Origin of the sequence: Sutcliffiella cohnii, assembly GCF_002250055.1 — a bacterium.
Lineage (GTDB): Bacteria > Bacillota > Bacilli > Bacillales > Bacillaceae_I > Sutcliffiella > Sutcliffiella cohnii.
Genome location: NZ_CP018866.1, coordinates 3,405,908 through 3,423,979 on the forward strand (window position 1 = coordinate 3,405,908; position 18,072 = coordinate 3,423,979).

Below are 18,072 nucleotides of genomic sequence, written 5' to 3' on the forward strand. Positions count from 1 at the left end.
TATATATCTATGAAAATAGTACTGTGACATCATTATTGAAAATAACTAACCATAAATCTTCCGTAATCGATAAACGTTTTATAGATAGTGGTTGTTCTTGAAAGTTTTTCTGAAAAAGAAGTTCTCCGTCTTTCATTATTTTCATTAAATAGTAGCTTTCCGTTTCTTCCACTACCATTTCATAATTTTGTTCCTTTTGCTCGGGTACATTTTTAGAGTTTGTAACGATTTCTAGTTCTTCCGTAAACAATGTCCAGTCGTCATCCATTCCTAACCAAACCCCTTCCGATTCATCTGCTAATAGACGAGTTGGATTTTCTTGTAATTCTATCGCATTTATAGTAGAAAATTGGAAATTGTTTTCGATTTTTATTTCATAAGAAATGAGAACAGGTTTGTTTTCAGCTTCTCTTACCATTGATATGATTGGATTAGCATGATTTTCATCCTTTTCTTGAAGGACCTCTACTAAAAAAGGGATGTCTGTAGCATTATCCTCGGTTGGAGATGCTTGCTGAAACATACTAAATTGAACAGTAAATAAATATATAGTAAAGGAAATTACAACGGCTAATATTCCAAACCGCACCATTCTTTCTTTTCTAGATTCTTTCATAATAACCACCTATTATTTTTTATTATTAATTTATTTTATCAATTTCTAGTAGAATTACAAACCTTTGTTTTTCACTTCAACTTGACATTACTATAAAAATTTTATACAATAGCCTTTGTGTAAAATATAGCAGCCTATTGTGGAGACTATGTAGTTTCATTATGTTCCTCGAGCGCAACTCGAAGGTGTATCGTGTAACTCTTTGCTGCAGAGCGAGGATACATGAAAATATAATGACTAGGTAGAGATATTCACAACGGTTATTATTTTACCAAAATAATAACATAAAAGGAGGAGTCATTCATGGCTCGTTATACAGGTCCAAGTTGGAAACTGTCTCGCCGTTTAGGCATTTCATTAAGTGGTACAGGTAAAGAATTAGAAAAGCGTCCTTATGCACCAGGACAGCACGGTCCAAACCAACGTAAAAAGCTTTCTGAGTATGGTTTACAATTACAAGAAAAGCAAAAATTACGTCATATGTACGGTGTAAATGAGCGTCAATTCCGTCGCACATTTGATATCGCAGGTAAAATGCCTGGTATTCATGGTGAGAACTTCATGTTCTTATTAGAGTCTCGTTTAGACAGCCTTGTTTACCGTTTAGGACTTGCTCGTACTCGTCGTCAAGCACGTCAATTAGTTAACCATGGTCACATCGAAGTAGATGGCGCTCGTGTAGATATCCCATCTTACCGCGTAAAACCAGGTCAAACTATTTCTGTTCGCGAAAAATCTCGCAACCTAGATATCATTAAAGAAGCAATCGAAGTAAACAACTTCGTACCAGACTTCGTAACTTTTGACGCTGAAAAATTAGAAGGTACGTTCACTCGATTACCTGAGCGTTCTGAGTTATCTGCTGAAATTAACGAAGCGTTTATCGTTGAGTACTACTCTCGTTAATAGTAGATTCTCGCATTATAATGCAAATAAAACCCTTGAAATGTTGTTTTATCAACGTTTCAGGGGTTTTTTCATTATAGTATTCTAGTCACAATCCAGAAGTTTCCTCATTATCAAAAACCATTCTCCCTATACGCAGTAGGAGAATAACCCGTTGCTTTTTTAAAAACTCTTCCAAAGTAAGAGGGGTCCCTATACCCAACAATCCATGCAATTTCATCAACGGGCAGGTTTTCTGTTTTTAATAAATGTATCGCTTGGTTAATTCTAAGGTTTTGTTGATATTCTGTAATAGTCACGCCCGTTTCTTTTTTAAATTTTCTTGATAAATTTCCTGGATGCGTGTGAAATATTGTAGCTAATTCGTTTTTATCAATTTGCTGATCATAATAGCTCATTAAGTGCTCGATTACCTTTTGTATCATCTGGGAATAATGTTGTAGAGAATTTGACTTTACTAAATCACTGTATTCTCCAATCATATCATCCTGAATTCGGCGTAAAGCTGCGACATTTTCGCCATTCTCAATCCTATAGGAAAATCTTTCAGAGATACGATGAATTAAAATCGCCGGGACATTACTGTTTCCTGCAGCGATACGCAATAATGTATTTAAAACGATAGTTAAATTTTTTAGTCGGCGGAGGGGCTGGTTGGGAAACCGCTCGGAAAAAGAGAATAGCGTATTACCTGAATTAATCAGTTTTAAAGCCTCTTCTTTATTCCCCTTTTCAACTGCATGCATAAAATCATTTTCAATACGGTACCTCTCTTGTATCAGATTAGCCTTATCGCCCACTTTGGCATCCCTATCTTTGCTTTCTCCATTTTCATTTGAATAAATCACTACAGGGATTATTTCCGCTCCCATTATCGAGTTAAATTGCTGAAGCACTGCCTCGAAACTGCTTATTTGCTCAGTGGTGACAACGTTTACCTTTTCAATCAAACTTCTCAATTCAGCGCTTTCTTGAATGGTGAGATTGTATTGCAGTACTAAACTGTACATATCCGGAATTACTTCAAAATAAGGGCCAATGATGATACCGTTAACTTTTCCCTCTTCCAAAAAAGAATAACCTAAATAGCATAGCCCCCAAGGGTTAATATAGGTATAAACTTGATTTATTTGTTTTAGTTTATGAAAGAACTCCAGGACATCCTTTTGCTTAGCGCCTGGCATGGAATCAGGTATGGAGAATTTTTCATCGTGAAAGATCACATCTCCGTTCATATCTACTACATATGTATTTAATTGCGTAAGATGTGAAACCTTTATTGCGGTAGATACAATAGTTGAGTACACCTTTATCATCTCCTACCTTAATGCGAAATTTGTCAAATGTGTGATTTTTATCCGATTAACGCTAATTTTATCCTATGTGAAAACAAAAACTCAAGATAATATAGAGATATATTCAAAATAAAATTCTATTCATGTAGGTGTATTTTAAAAAAATAATATTTAAATTTGTAAACGCATTAATTGAGTTTAGAAAATAGCATGAATAAAACTTTGCTTCTCCATTCAAGTAAAAAGAAAGGAACATTACAATGAGTCAGCATAATGTCGCAAAAAAAGAGTCGAAGATATCTAAAATTCTCGAAGTGATTTCTGGAAGCTTTGCCCCAATTATTGGTGTACTTGCTGGTGCAGGTCTGTTAAAAGCAGCCTTATCAGTCTTAAGTCAAATTGGCTGGCTTTCAAATGAAAGCGGTACCTATATTGTCTTGTCTGCTGCCGGAAACTCTATATTTTATTTCCTTCCCGTCTTTCTTGGTATTACGATTGCAATAAAACTAGGAGGAAATGGTTATGTCGGTGGAGCGATTGGAGCAGCTCTTTTAACTCCCCAGATAGTAAACCTTGTTGACACGGGTGTTGAATCCATCAGCTTTTTAGGTCTATCTGTTAATTTGGCAGACTATTCATCAACCGTATTTCCTATATTTATTGCAATGTTTGTTTATGCAGGATTAGAGAAATGCCTAAAAAGAATCATCTATAAAGATATCCAAATGTTTATTAATCCGCTTATATCTTTAGCTATCCTGGTGCCATTAACGATGCTTTTCTTTGGGCCTTTTGGTAATTTAGTCGGAGAAGGCCTTGGTGCCATTATAACTTTTCTTAGTGATAAAAGTGGACTATTGGCAGGAGCGGTTCTCGGCGGTTCATGGACATTTCTTACTATTGCAGGATTGCACTGGACAATCATTCCACTTGCGATTGCTAACCTAGCAAATGGTCCTGACCCAATTATCGGCATGGCAGCACCAGCTGTATTTGCTCAAATCGCAGTTGCAATCGCTATATTTTTCAAAACGAGAGACAATAAACTGAAGTCACTTGCTGCAAGCGGGATCCTGCCAGGTGCACTGGCTGGTACAACCGAAGCAATTTACTACGGAATTCTCTTGCGTTACAGAAAAACGATCGTTTATGTTGTTGTGGCCGGGGCAATTGGAGGAGCAATCAATGGATCATTTGGTGTCGTGATGAATGATTTTGTTCTTCCAAGTGTACTGTCCATACCTGCCTTCTCGCCTATCAGTCAGCATTTAGTCGGAGCCGGAGCAGCCTTTGTGTTAGGATTAACCTTTACACTTGTACTTGGTTTCCAAGGAAAAAAAGATGATACCTATAATATAAAGGTGATTAAGCCAGAAACAGTTTCCAGTCCATTAAAAGGGAATGTTATCCCATTAGCTGATGTGAATGAACCGTTATTTGCTACAAATACAGTCGGAAAAGGAGCTGCAATCAAACCGATAGAAGGGAAAGTATATGCCCCTGTGGATGGTGAAGTTACGACTCTATTCCCTACACAGCATGCACTTGGAATCACTTCGAACAATGGTGCAGAAATTTTAATTTACGTAGGTATCGATACCGTAAAGCTAAATGGGCAATACTTCAACGTCCATATCAAGCAAGGGGATCAGGTGAAGAAAGGCGATCTATTATTAGAATTCGATAGGAAAAACATAGAAAAATCTGGGTTTGACATCACTACATCAGTCGTCATCACAAATACAGAGGAATATGCCCATATCGATGTTACAGAAGAAGCTTACGTATCATCGGAAAACAGTTTATTGAAACTAGCTTTATAACATGATGTTGTAAGGGATTAGGTGAGAATGTTCTTTAAAAAATACCGCAGTACCCTCTAACAACCTTATATTCAATTAAATAAAAATATAGGAGGAAGAACTCGCATGGAACACAAACAACCAAAACTGGAAGTTAGAAACAAACAGCTTATTGAAAAAGATGGTTTCACATTTAAAGATTTAAATGACAATGGAAAGCTTGATCCTTATGAAGATTGGCGCTTAAGCCCGGAAGAACGAGCGAAAAACCTAGTTTCTTTAATGAATATTGATGAAAAAATCGGTATGATGCTGATTAACACGCGCAGGATGGGTCTTTATCAGGAAGATAAGAGCAAAACAAGCCATGATGGTGTGTTAGATGAAGGTATTGTGGAAAAGGGAGAAAGTATCTTTGCCACTAGCAAAGTATATGGTACGACTCATACCATCGAAAATAGACATTTACGCCATTTCATTTTACGTGATAATTTTAGTCCGAGTGAAACAGCGGAATGGATTAATACGATGAATGAAGTAGCAGAGGCAACACGGTTAGGTATTCCAGTCATCGTTACTTCCAATTCAAGAAATGAAAATGGTGAGTCTATCTTTGGAATGAATGATGCAATTGGTATCTTTTCCACTTGGCCAGGCACATTGGGTCTTGCGGCAGCAGCGATGGGTGATATTAAAAATGGTGGGGATGCTTCCATCATCAGTGAATTTGCCAAAACTGCCCACAAGGAATGGAATGCAACTGGTTTGAGAAAAGGGTATATGTACATGGCCGATGTTGTCACAGATCCGAGATGGCAGCGAACGTATGGTACATTTGGTGAAGATCCAGAATTTATTGCAGATGCAATTGGTCGTATTATCGACGAATTCCAAGGGGAAACATTAGGTAAAGATAGCGTTGCGATGACAACTAAACATTTCCCTGGTGGAGGACCAAGAGAAAATGGGTTTGACCCGCATTATAAAGAAGGAAAATGGAATCTTTATCCTACTCCGGGAAGTTTAGAAAAGTATCATTTACCACCGTTTCGAGCAGCTGTTGAACACGGAACATCTTCCATCATGCCTTATTACTCGATTCCAAGCATCAAGAAAAGTGTGGTTCAGGAATTTGAAGGCGAAGATATTCCTTTCGAAGAGGTTGGTTTTGCGTTTAATCAATATTTCATTGAATATATGCTGCGTAAAAAACTAGGCTTTAAAGGTTATATTAACAGTGACAGTGGTATCGTCAATAACATGAGCTGGGGTGTTGAAAGTTTAAGTATTGCAGAGCGTTTTGCAAAAGCTGTAAATGCAGGGACAGATATCATTGCAGATTCAAATGATATAGAAAACCTGAAAGCGGCAGTGGATAATGGCTGGATCAGTGAAAAGCGAATCAATGAAGCGAATGAAAGATTGCTTACAGAAATGTTTGCATTAGGTCTGTTTGATGATCGTACGTACAATTCACCAGAAAATGCGGATAAGGTAGTAAACACACCTGCACACTGGGATACAGCATATGAAGCACATAAAAAATCAGTAACCATATTGAAAAACTCAAATGAAACACTCCCATTAACAGCGGACAAGCTGGAAGGTAAAAAAGTATATATAAAAGCCTACCATAAGGAAACAGAACATGCAGCTACGTATACGGAGCAGGCATTGGGCGATGCGAAGGAATTAGGTCAATTTCAGTTAACCGATGCGTATGAAGAAGCAGATATTGCTATCTTATTCCTGCAACCGAAATCAGGCACCTATTTTAATGCAACACCAGGATTGTTGGAGCTCAGTTTATGTGAAAATAAATCCTTAAAAGCGTTGGATGGTACCCCGTATACAGAAACTACTTTAAGCGATTTGGAGCATTTGAATGAAGTAATAGAGAACATCCGTAGCCGTGGCGGCAAAGTTATAATAAGTGTAAATGTTATCTTGCCATGGCTTCTAGGAAATGTAGAACCGTTGGCAGATGCTCTTGTTGCCGGTTACGACACATTCTACAAAGCACAGCTTGAAATTATGGCTGGAAACTATCAGCCAACAGGTGTCCTGCCGTTGACATTACCAGCCAGTGAAGAAGTGATTGCTGTCGATCAAGATGGTAATTGTGTATCAAGAAATGATGTTCCGGGCTATGACAAAGATAAATATATGCCAGAAGGAATCAGCTATGCCTACAAAGACAGCGAAGGAAATGTTTATAAACTAGGACACGGTTTACAATATTAAGGTTGAGGTGAAAGATAGGGGCTGGCAGTTCAGTCCCCTATCGAAAAATTACCATTAGACTGCAGTAGTCCAAATAGCTTAAGATTCAGCAAGAGTAATCGTCATCACTTCCCTGATGCGATTACTCTTTTTTAGGTTTACTACTTAATAAACAATTTGTCCTTACAACTAATAAATTCATAGAATCCTTATAAAGGTAACTAACAAAAAAAGTCCTAAAAGTCAGTTTTACTGACTTTTAGGACAGCCTCATAAATATTAAAACGTAATTAAGAAATATTTCTTTTTCCCTCTTCGAATTACGATAAATTGTCCTTCAATACGATCCTCTTTCGTTAAAACTCTTTCTAAGCTTTGTTCTCTTTCGCCATTAATGTAAATAGCACCATTAGAAATATCTTCGCGACCTTGTCGTTTCGATGGAGAAATTTTACTCATTACAAGTAAATCTAAAAGTAAAACTTCCTCTTCCCCATCATAATGGAAAGAAGGGACATCTTTAAAGCCTTGTTTAATTTCCGCTGCACTTAGTTCTGAAATACTACCACTGAATAACGCTTCGGAAATACGAATAGCTTGTGCTAATGCTTCTTCTCCATGAACAAGTTTTGTCATTTCTTCAGCTAAGCGTTTTTGAGCAGTACGTCTTTCAGGCGCTTCTTGTACTTCAGCTTCTAAACGATTAATTTCGTCCTGAGAAAGGAAAGTAAAGTATTTTAAATATTTCACTACATCTCGGTCATCTGTGTTAATCCAAAATTGGTAGAACTCATAAGGAGATGTTTTTTCTTTATCTAACCAAACTGCTCCACCTTCTGTTTTACCAAACTTTGTACCATCCGCTTTTGTCACAAGTGGGATTGTTAAACCAAATGCTTTCACATCTGTATCTACTGATTTACGAATTAATTCAAGCCCGGCTGTAATATTTCCCCACTGATCGCTTCCCCCTACTTGAAGTCTGCACCCTTTTTCTTCGTATAAATGTAAAAAGTCTAATGATTGTAAAATCATGTAACTAAATTCAGTATACGAAATCCCAGTTTCAATCCGAGAAGATACTGTTTCTTTTGCAAGCATGTAATTAATTCCGAAGTTTTTCCCTACGTCACGTAAAAACGAGATAACATCCATCTTGCCAATCCAATCAAAGTTATTCGCCATAACCGCTGGATTACTATCTGCTTCAAAGTCTAAAAACTGAGATAATTGATTTTTAATGCGATCAGACCATTGTAATACAACATCTGCTGTATTAAGTGTACGTTCCGCCTTTTTACCACTTGGATCCCCGATTAATCCAGTTGCTCCACCTACTAAAGCGATCGGATGATGACCAGCCTGTTGAAATCTTCGTAATGTTAATATTGGTAATAAGTGACCAATGTGTAAACTATCTGCTGTCGGGTCAAAACCACAGTAAAGTTTAATCTTTTCTTCTGATAGTAATTTCTCTAACCCTTCTTCGTCTGTAATTTGATTCACAAGTCCACGGAATTTTAAATCCTCTAATAACATTGGCTTTTCTCCTTTATTTTGTTTATTTTTAAACACAAAAAAACTCATCCCTAAAAAAGGGACGAGTTGCTCGCGGTACCACCCTAATTGAAAAGCTCTATACTAAGCCTTCCCACCTTAAGTAAAATAACGGCTTTTCACCGTCTTTTGCTAATTAGTAACAACTGTTCACAAAAGAAGCTCTAGGAGGTAATTCATCTATATAGCAGTACTGATTTGCACCATCCATCAGCTCTCTAAAAAGCTAACTATATACACTACTAATTCCTATCATTGCGTTTCCATATATTTAATTAACTATCTTTTTATCATACAATGAAGCTCTATGTCAAATAATTTATTGGAAATAGAAAAAAATAGTCATATACAGCTTTTCACTATGCTATAATGGTTATGATTTACCGGGGGGTAGATAATATGTCAAAAAAAGACAGATTCAAAGAAAATCTTCTGTCTACGTATCAAGTTTTTGTAAATAAATATACAAAAAAAGGCTTTAATGTTACGTACCTAGTAGTGTGGAATTTATTATTGATCTTCTTTATTATTGGGGTCATTGGTGTAGGATTTGCCGGCGGAGCAGGGGCAGGCTATTTCGCTTCTCTCGTAAAAGATGAACCTCTACGTCCTTATGAAGATATGAAGCGTAACATATACAACTATGAAGAAACGTCAGAAATGTATTTTGCGAACAATATATACCTTGGAAAATATCGCGCTGACTTAGATAGAGAAGAAGTTAAATTAGATGACATTTCACCTCATTTAATTAACGCTCTTATCGCAACAGAGGACGAGTATTTTTATGAGCATGAAGGTGTAGTACCAAAAGCAATTCTTCGTGCAATTTTACAAGAAGTTACAAATTCCGCCTCACAAACTGGTGGAAGTACATTAACTCAGCAGTTAATAAAAAACCAAATACTTACGAACGAAGTTTCATTTGATCGAAAAGCAAAAGAAATACTGCTAGCACTTCGTTTAGAAAACTTCTTCACTAAAGAAGAGATTTTGGAAGCATACTTAAATGTATCTCCTTTCGGACGAAACTCGTCAGGACGCAATATTGCTGGAGTTAAAACGGCCGCGAAAGGTATTTTCGGTGTAGAGCCTAATGAGTTAACAATCCCTCAGGCTGCCTATATCGCTGGACTACCACAAAGTCCATTTGCGTATACTCCATATACTCGTGCCGGAGAAGTAAAAACAGCTGAAGGGCTGGAACCTGGCTTCTCAAGAATGAGATACGTCCTACAACGAATGTATGCACTTGAGTATATTACAGAAAAACAATACCAAGATGCGTTAGCTTACGATCTAACAAAAGATTTTATCGAATCTGAGAGTTCTGCAATTGAAGAATATCCATACGTTGCTTTTGAAATTGAAGACAGAGCCGAAAAAATAATCGCTTCTATTCTTGCTGAGGAAGATGGTTATTCGAAAGAAGAGTATGAAGCAAGCACAGAATTACAAAATCAATATAAAGAACTTGCCAAAATTAACATCCGTCAAAACGGCTATAAAATTCATACGACGATTCATAAAGAAATTTATGACGAAATGGAAAGAGTTACGAGTGAATTTGAATTTTTCGGTTATCCAATTAAGGTAGTAAATAAGGAAACTGGTGAAGAAGAGCAAAGTTATGAACAAGTAGGAGCTTCATTAATCGACAACGATACGGGAGCAATTATTAGTTTCGTAGGTGGTAGAGGTTTCGATATATCAAACAATAACTTTGCAACGCAAACGAACAGACCAAACGGGTCCACGATGAAGCCTTTATTACTTTATGCACCTGCATTTGAATCTGGACGACTGCAGCCAGGAAGTATATTAGCTGACATCTCCGTTCCTATACCAGCAGGAACTACTACTTGGACACCTAGAAACTGGAACTATAGAGAAAATGGGTTAGTTACGGCTCGTGAAGCTATCCGAGCTTCTCACAATATCGCTGCCGCTCATGGCTATAAAGATTTAATGAATAATAGTCCTAACCCACCGATGGACTACTTAGTAAAACAAGGATTCAAAAATGTGTACCAAGATCGTGAAAACCTTTCTGCTGTACTTGGAGGATTAACTACTGGAGTCACAGTGGAAGAAAATACTGCTGGCTATGCAACGTTCGCTAACGGTGGTAACTATGTAGAACCATATTTAATTGAAAGAATTGAAACGAATAATGGTGAAGTAGTGTATGAACATGAAGTTGAGCCTGTAGAAATTTATTCACCACAAACAGCTTATTTAATGTTAGATACATTACGAACTGTATTCCATCAAGGAACAGGAACACCAGCAAAAAGATTTTTAAACTTCCACTCTGATTGGGCAGTTAAGACTGGGACAACGAATGACACTACGGACGTTTGGTTAGTAGGCTCAAACCCGAAAGTAACATTTGGTATTTGGTTTGGTTATCCACATAACCAAACAACTAGTCTAAGTAATAATGTAGGTGGTTACACAGCTACAAACCGTATGCAACTTCTATGGGCTAGATTATTAAATGCAGCTAATGCAGTCGATTCGGAAGTAGTTAGCACATCAGAAAGCTTTAAAATGCCAGGTGGAATTGTTCGTAGAAGCTATTGCATGCTTTCTGGACTATTACCTTCTGATTTATGTCGCCAAGCTGGATTAGTAGGTGAAGATTTATTTAATGCTAAGTTCGTACCAAGTAAAGTAGACGACAGCTTAACGAGTGGTAAATATGTAAAGATTGGTGATGTAGCTTATAAACCGTTAAGCTCAACGCCAAGTGAGTTTGTCAAAGAAGGTCCAATGCTAAACCCAGACTTCTTGAAGAGATTACAATTAAAAAGTATCGAAGATTTAGCAAAACATATGGACAATAATAAAGTATTCGAAAACTTAGTCATACTTTCTGAAGATTCGCTTCCACAAAATAATCAAGCACCTAAACAAGTTTCAAATGTGAGCTTGTCGGGTTCCACAATTAATTGGAACGCTAGTGGTGAAAAAGATGTAATTGGCTATTACGTATATTACGCGCCAGATACAACTTCACAATCAAGAAGAATCGCTTCCGTTGTTGCTGGTGATTCAACATCGTTAAAACTTAACCAAAATATTGGAGTGTTTTACGTAACAGCAATTAATGCGACTGGGAAAGAGTCCTCTCCTTCTAAAGAAGTGAAACTAGGGGATGTTGATAAAATAGAGGAAGAAAAGAGAAAGAAAGAAGAAGAAGAAAAGAAGAAAAAAGAGGAAGAAGAAAAGAAAAAGAAGGAAGAAAATAGTGGAGGAAACCGTGATGGAGATAGCTCCACCAACCCACCTCCAGGAAACGACGACGAAGACTAAATATATTTCAAAAGAGAGCCCATGTAAAGGAGCTCTCTTTTTTTGATGTCTGAAACTCTAGTAGCTCGGACCTTTTTTTGTGATGGAATAAAAAAGAGGTCCAAAAAATCAGCTCTACTGACTTTTTGAACACCCCTCGCCTAATTAATCTTCCATTGTAGATAAATCACCTGTTGGAAGGTCTAACTCCCAAGCTTTTAATACACGTCTCATAATTTTACCACTTCTTGTTTTCGGTAATTTATCGCGGAACTCTATTTCTCTTGGTGCCGCATGAGCAGCTAATCCCTTTTTCACAAACTGTCGAATATCCTCTTTTAATTCATCCGTCACTTCATAGCCATCCATTAGGGCGACGAAAGCTTTTATTATTTCACCACGTACTGGATCAGGTTTACCGATTACCCCCGCTTCCGCAACGGCAGGATGCTCTAATAATTTACTTTCTACTTCGAATGGACCTACACGTTCACCAGACGTCATAATAACATCATCTACACGTCCTTGGAACCAAAAGTATCCATCTTCATCCATATATGCAGAATCACCAGAAACGTACCAATCGCCTGGCATGAAATAAGATTCGTACTTTTCTTTATTATTCCAAATCGTGTACATCATTGCTGGCCAACCTTTTTTAATTGCAAGATTCCCCATACGATTAGGAGGTAGCTCATTTCCTTGGTCGTCTACAATTGCTGCAATAACACCTGGAATTGGTTTCCCCATTGAACCTGGCTTAATTTCTAAACAAGGGTAATTACAAATTAATTGACCGCCTGTTTCCGTCATCCACCATGTATCATGAATTCGTAAAGAAAAGACTTTCATTCCCCAACGAATAACTTCTGGATTAAGCGGTTCGCCAACACTTAAGATGTGACGTAGAGAAGATAAATTAAAATTGTTCACTACTTCATCTCCAGCACCCATCAACATTCTAAATGCTGTAGGAGCACTATACCAAACAGAAACACCGTAATCTTCAATAGTTTCATACCAAGCTTCTGGTCTAAAACGACCGCCTACTACGACGTTCGATGCACCTACTAGCCAAGGACCGAAAATACCATACGCTGTCCCAGTAACCCATCCTGGATCTGCTGTACACCAATAAACATCATCATCTTGTAAATCTAAAACCCATTTCGCTGTTTGATAATGTTGGACCATTGCATTATGTACATGAAGTACCCCTTTTGGCTTTCCAGTAGAACCACTCGTATAATGTAAAATTAATCCATCTGTTCTGTCTACCCACTCTACTTGTAGCTCTTTGCTTGCATTTTCAAACTTGCTATAAAAATCAATTAGCATGTCATTTTCCTCTACATTTTCACCCACTAACACAACATGTTTTAATGCTGGTAGTTCATCTAAAGGAACACGATTTAATAAATCTGGAGTAGTAACTAACACTTTTGCTTCACTATCTTCTAATCGGTCCTTAACAGCACCTTCCATAAATGCTTCAAATAACGGTCCGATAATTGCCCCTAGCTTAATAGCACCTAACGCAACGAAGTAAAGTTCTGGAGAGCGTGGCATAAAAATAAATACTCTGTCTCCTTTTTCAACATCACACGCTTGCTTTAACACGTTCCCCGCTTTGTTTGAAAGCTCTTTCATTTCTTTGTACGTATACTTTTCATTTCGTTCTGGATCACGATAGTATAGGGCTACTTTATTTTTCCGATATGTTTCAGCATGTCGGTCTATCGCTTCATAGGCAACGTTTACTCTTCCTGTTTCAGACCAAGAAAAGTTTTTTTCAACTTCTTTCCAATCAAAATTCTCATACGTATCTTCGTAGCTTTGAAGATTGTAGTTCCCCTTTGTTACTGATAGCGCTTCAACTTTCATCTACAAACTCCCCCTTAAGTAAGATGATTCTCTACTATTATATTACAGAAATAATTTTTTCTCAATTTTTAAAAAACTCATTAAAAAAATAAATGCTTTTACTAGGCGTTTCTAGTAAACTATTAGTGAAAGCGTTTTATTTCTTTCGAACCAGTTTCTAAATAAGGTATAGCTACTATTATGCTTATGGTACTATGTTAGTAATAAAATCATTCCGTAACCATTATGAAAGTATTTATTTCCAGAATATTTTCTAGGTACGACTAAAATGAGTCATACTACCTGTTTACGGGATAAAAGTAGGTGAAAAATATGGAACATATTAAAACATACAATGCAAAAGAAGTAAAAACACCTAGAGGAAAAGTAATTGTCGAAGGACCAGTTACAACCGATAAGCTCGCATCATATGAATTTCATGAAGACTTAATTGCATTTCGACCACCAAAACAGCAACACCGTGCACTTATAGAAATTTCATCATTACCAGAAGGGAGAATATTAATTGCAAGAGTACAAGACACTATCGTAGGCTATGTTACTTATTTATATCCAGATCCGATGGAAAGATGGTCGGAAGGAAATATGGTTGATTTGATAGAACTTGGTGCAATTGAAGTTATCCCGGCTTTTCGTGGGTGCTCAATAGGAAAAAGCCTTTTGCAAGTTTCCATGATGGACCCTATGATGGAAAACTATATTATTATTACAACTGAATATTATTGGCATTGGGACTTAAAGGGGACTGGGTTAAATGTTTGGGAATATCGAAAAGTAATGGAAAAAATGATGAACGCTGGTGGACTGATATATTATGCGACAGATGAACCAGAAATTAGTTCACATCCTGCAAACTGTTTAATGGCTAGAATTGGTAAAAATATAAAACCAGAGTCTGTTCAACAGTTTGACCAGCTTCGATTTAAAAACCGATTTATGTACTAATTACATACAACATTAATATCTTGTGGCCAATTTTTGGATTACAGACTGGTCTTCAAAGGGGTTGAAACTATTGATAGTAGAAAAAATAATGAAGTCAGAAGTATATACACTTTCCCCAAATAACACAGTAGAAGAAGCACTAAGGCTTATGGAAGAAAAAAGAATTCGCCATCTACCGATTTTAAATGAACAAAATAATGTAGTTGGTATTGTTTCAGATCGTGACTTACGATCGATAGTACCTTCAGCGATACGTGAAAATGTAAGTAAAGAAGAAAGAGAAAAACCTCTTTCTGTTTTAATGAATAAAGAAGTCGTTACAGGTCATCCACTTGATTTTGTGGAAGATATTTCTGGTATCTTTTATGAATATAAAATAGGTTGTTTACCTATCGTTCAGCAAGAAAAATTAGTTGGAATTGTGACGAAAACAGATGTTCTTCGTACTTTTGTTCAGCTTGCAGGTGCAAATCAACCTTCTTCCCAAATTGAAATAAAAGTTAAAAATATCGCTGGTAAATTATCAGACGTTACAGCAGTATTTCGAAATCGTAATGTAAATATTTTAAGTGTGTTAGTGTACCCTGACGATAATGAACTATATAAAATATTAGTCTTCCGCATTGGAACGATGAATCCTACTACGATAATTCAAGATTTAAAAAAGGAAGGCTATGATGTATTATGGCCTAATATTTTGGGGAAAGAATTATGAAAAATGCCGTATTTATTTATTCGGATGATTTTCAAACTTATAAATTTAGTGAAAACCATCCGTTTAACCAGCTAAGAGTCTCTCTCTCACTAAGTTTATTAAAAGAATGTCAAGCTATATCGGAAGACGATATCGTAAACCCTAGAAATGCAACAGACGATGAGCTTGCTTTAATTCACGATAGAGCGTACATAGATGCCGTTAAATTAGCTGGAAACGGTATGTTAGGAGAAGATCGGGCAAGTAGTTACGGCTTAGGCACTGAGGACACACCAATTTTTCCGAATATGCATGAAGCAAGCAGTTTATTGGTCGGGGGAACATTAACTGCAGTAGATTATGTTATGACGGGTAAAGCGAAACACGCATTAAACTTAGGCGGTGGGCTACATCACGGCTTCCGTGGAAAAGCTTCTGGCTTTTGTATATATAACGATAGCGCAGTCGCCATTAAATATATTCAAGAAAAATATAAAGCGAGAGTATTATATGTAGATACAGATGCACACCACGGCGACGGAGTACAGTGGGCATTTTATGAAGATTCAGATGTATGCACATTATCCATTCATGAAACTGGACGATATCTATTTCCAGGTACAGGTAATGTGAATGAAAGAGGACAAAGTGACGGATATGGTTACAGCTTTAATATACCTATTGATGCATTTACAGAAGATGAATCATTTTTAGAAGTATATGAAAAATCTTTAGAGAAAATAGCCGCTTTTTTTAAACCAGATGTAATCGTAACCCAAAACGGTGCTGATGCACATTATTACGACCCTTTAACACATTTATCGACTACGATGAAAGTATATGAGGAAATTCCTAAAATTGCTCATAAAATTGCCCATCAATATTGTAATGGTAGATGGATTGCAGTTGGCGGTGGTGGATATGATATTTGGCGTGTAGTACCACGAGCATGGAGCTTAATTTGGCTGGAAATGAATGATATGTCCTTACATAGCAGAAATATACCACATAAATGGATTAATAAGTGGAAAGATCAGTCACCTGTTGCTTTGCCGACTAAATGGGATGACGAAGAGGGGATATACGCCCCAATTCCAAGAAAAGCTGAAATTACTGAAAAAAATAGAAAAGTTTTAGAGCAGGCCTTATATCCACTTCGTCATATTGGGATTGATAAATCTTCATAAAACTATTTTAGCAAGTTGATTTTATAAATAAAAGGATAAACCCGAAGAGCTACAAAATACATGTCTTCGGGTTTTGCTATTTTAATAATCTATTTCTTCTACACTTGCCGGATCTGAAATAACAATTTCAACTCGTCGATTTTTTTGCATATTTTCTCTCGTAGTATTTGGAACAATTGGTCTCGTTTCACCGTACCCTACTGCAATAAATCGTTCTGCATTCAAGTCATGCTCATCGATTAAATAGCGAATAACACTACTTGCTCTAGCTGTAGATAATTCCCAGTTTGAAGGATATTGATAGTTATTCATCGGTACCGTATCGGTATGACCTTCAATTTTAACTAAATTCGGAATTCTTTCTAATAGATTTCCTAATTTAGTTAAAAATGGAAACGCTACAGGGAGAATACTCGCTTCACCTGAATTAAATAAAATTTGCTCTTCCAATACAAGTACTACGCCACGTTCTGTTCGATTCGCTACGACGATATCTTCCAAGTCATTTTCATCAAGAAATTGCTGAACCTCTCGTAGTACTTCTTCCAATTGATCTTCGGATTGTTCTTCACCATAATTAGAATTGTTATTATTTGTTGATTCATAATCAATGGAAAAGTCTGTTGGATGTTCAAATGGAATAGCTGATGGGTGATAGTCCAATAAATTTACTTGTTTAAACGATTCAGCCACAGCTTTAAACTTTACTAAGTCAATCTGGGACATGGAAAATAAAAGAATAAAAAAAACGAGAATAAGCATAAATAGGTCCGAAAATGTGACCATCCAACGTGGTGCACCTTTATCGTCTGTTTTTTTCAATTTCCTGAACTTGCTCATCTACCTTCCTCCAAAAGTTCTTCATCTTCCCTCTCCTTTTCAGATTTCGCTAAAAATGCAGAAAGCTTTTCTTGTAACACTTTCGGATTTTGTCCAGATTGTACTCCTATAACACCCTCAATAATAATTTGCTTCATAAATACTTCTTTTTCTGTTTTATTTGCTAGTTTAGTAGCCATCGGTAAAAATACTAAATTAGCAAACAAACTACCATATAAAGTCGTCATTATTGCAATTGCCATATTAGGTCCTAAAGTTGCCGGGTTTTCTAAATTTCGTAACATTAATACAAGTCCTATTAAAGTACCTATCATTCCCCAAGAAGGAGCGAAGTCCCCAGCTTTCTCTAAAATTGCTCTACCTTTACTATGACGTTCTTCCATTGCTGCTACTTCTGCAGACATAATATCATGAATAACTTCTGGCTCTACACCATCAACTGCGAGTAGCACACCTTTTTTTAAAAAAGGATCTTCCACTTCTTCTACTACTGCCTCTAGTGCTAATAATCCTTCTCGACGGGCCCGATCAGATAATTCAACAAAAGTATCGATTACATCTGCTAATTCATTTTCCTCCCTAGAAAAGGTAGACTTAAGAACAGTTGGTAATATTTTTAGCTCTTTTAAATTAAATGTAACTAATAATGCAGCAGCGGTTCCACCAACAACAATTAAAAATGAAGAAGGATGTAAAAATGCGAGAGTCTCTGCAAGATCCCCATTTATAAATATTGCGAATAATACTACAATAAACCCTACAATAATTCCTACTGGTGTTAATACATCTAACTTTTTCATACGCTCTCCCCTAATATGCAACCTTG

The 18,072-nt window shown here is 36.7% G+C and carries 13 protein-coding genes and 1 other annotated feature; of the genes, 7 read left to right on the plus strand and 6 right to left on the minus strand.

Features of this window, described 5'->3' with window-relative positions; translation table 11 throughout:
• Positions 1 to 7: 7 nt before the first annotated feature.
• Positions 8 to 616 carry a hypothetical protein gene (locus BC6307_RS17060; RefSeq protein ID WP_066413145.1) on the minus strand — a complete coding sequence of 203 codons (609 nt, stop codon included), beginning with the start codon at positions 614 to 616 and terminating at the stop codon, positions 8 to 10.
• Between the two features lie 303 nt (positions 617 to 919).
• Here BC6307_RS17060 and rpsD point away from each other — a divergent pair, with 303 nt between their 5' ends.
• Positions 920 to 1,522, plus strand: coding sequence for a 30S ribosomal protein S4 (gene rpsD, locus BC6307_RS17065; protein ID WP_066413147.1), 603 nt, complete (start codon positions 920 to 922; stop codon positions 1,520 to 1,522).
• Between the two features lie 113 nt (positions 1,523 to 1,635).
• Here the strand turns inward: rpsD and BC6307_RS17070 are convergent, their stop codons facing one another.
• On the minus strand, positions 1,636 to 2,829 hold the full coding sequence (locus BC6307_RS17070; RefSeq protein WP_066413150.1) for a helix-turn-helix domain-containing protein: 1,194 nt from the start codon (positions 2,827 to 2,829) through the stop codon (positions 1,636 to 1,638).
• Between the two features lie 248 nt (positions 2,830 to 3,077).
• Here BC6307_RS17070 and BC6307_RS17075 point away from each other — a divergent pair, with 248 nt between their 5' ends.
• Together BC6307_RS17075 and BC6307_RS17080 are read left to right on the plus strand one after the other, a co-directional pair.
• Positions 3,078 to 4,640, plus strand: a complete 1,563-nt coding sequence (locus BC6307_RS17075; RefSeq protein ID WP_066413151.1) for a glucose PTS transporter subunit IIA — start codon at positions 3,078 to 3,080, stop codon at positions 4,638 to 4,640.
• Positions 4,641 to 4,745: 105 nt separating this feature from the next.
• Entirely contained in the window at positions 4,746 to 6,863 is a 2,118-nt protein-coding gene (locus tag BC6307_RS17080; RefSeq protein WP_066413153.1) for a glycoside hydrolase family 3 protein, read from the plus strand.
• Between the two features lie 258 nt (positions 6,864 to 7,121).
• Here the strand turns inward: BC6307_RS17080 and tyrS are convergent, their stop codons facing one another.
• Entirely contained in the window at positions 7,122 to 8,381 is a 1,260-nt protein-coding gene (gene tyrS, locus BC6307_RS17085) for a tyrosine--tRNA ligase (protein ID WP_066413155.1), read from the minus strand.
• Between the two features lie 54 nt (positions 8,382 to 8,435).
• Positions 8,436 to 8,664: a binding site (T-box leader), on the minus strand.
• 134 nt (positions 8,665 to 8,798) lie between these two features.
• On the opposite strand from tyrS, the gene BC6307_RS17090 reads away from it, so the two are divergent.
• A complete protein-coding gene (locus BC6307_RS17090) occupies positions 8,799 to 11,717 on the plus strand; it encodes a transglycosylase domain-containing protein (RefSeq protein WP_066413157.1) in 2,919 nt (972 codons plus the stop codon).
• A gap of 144 nt (positions 11,718 to 11,861) precedes the next feature.
• Here the strand turns inward: BC6307_RS17090 and acsA are convergent, their stop codons facing one another.
• On the minus strand, positions 11,862 to 13,580 hold the full coding sequence (acsA, locus tag BC6307_RS17095) for an acetate--CoA ligase (protein ID WP_066413159.1): 1,719 nt from the start codon (positions 13,578 to 13,580) through the stop codon (positions 11,862 to 11,864).
• Positions 13,581 to 13,892: 312 nt separating this feature from the next.
• Between acsA and BC6307_RS17100 the strand changes: the two genes are divergently transcribed.
• The 3 genes from BC6307_RS17100 (at position 13,893) to BC6307_RS17110 (ending at position 16,406) form a co-directional block, all read left to right on the plus strand.
• Positions 13,893 to 14,525: a GNAT family N-acetyltransferase gene (locus tag BC6307_RS17100; RefSeq protein ID WP_066413161.1), complete on the plus strand. Its 633-nt coding sequence runs from the start codon at positions 13,893 to 13,895 to the stop codon at positions 14,523 to 14,525.
• 70 nt (positions 14,526 to 14,595) lie between these two features.
• Positions 14,596 to 15,240, plus strand: a complete 645-nt coding sequence (locus BC6307_RS17105; RefSeq protein WP_066413163.1) for an acetoin utilization AcuB family protein — start codon at positions 14,596 to 14,598, stop codon at positions 15,238 to 15,240.
• On the plus strand, positions 15,234 to 16,406 hold the full coding sequence (locus tag BC6307_RS17110; protein ID WP_066413165.1) for an acetoin utilization protein AcuC: 1,173 nt from the start codon (positions 15,234 to 15,236) through the stop codon (positions 16,404 to 16,406). The genes BC6307_RS17105 and BC6307_RS17110 overlap by 7 nt, the downstream gene beginning before the upstream one ends.
• 81 nt (positions 16,407 to 16,487) lie before the next feature.
• Here the strand turns inward: BC6307_RS17110 and motS are convergent, their stop codons facing one another.
• Positions 16,488 to 17,246 (minus strand): flagellar motor protein MotS, encoded by a 759-nt coding sequence (gene motS / locus BC6307_RS17115; RefSeq protein WP_066413167.1) that lies wholly within the window; start codon positions 17,244 to 17,246, stop codon positions 16,488 to 16,490.
• On the minus strand, positions 17,243 to 18,046 hold the full coding sequence (gene motP, locus BC6307_RS17120) for a flagellar motor protein MotP (protein WP_066413169.1): 804 nt from the start codon (positions 18,044 to 18,046) through the stop codon (positions 17,243 to 17,245). Before motP ends, motS begins: the two co-directional genes overlap by 4 nt.
• Positions 18,047 to 18,072 lie beyond the last annotated feature (26 nt).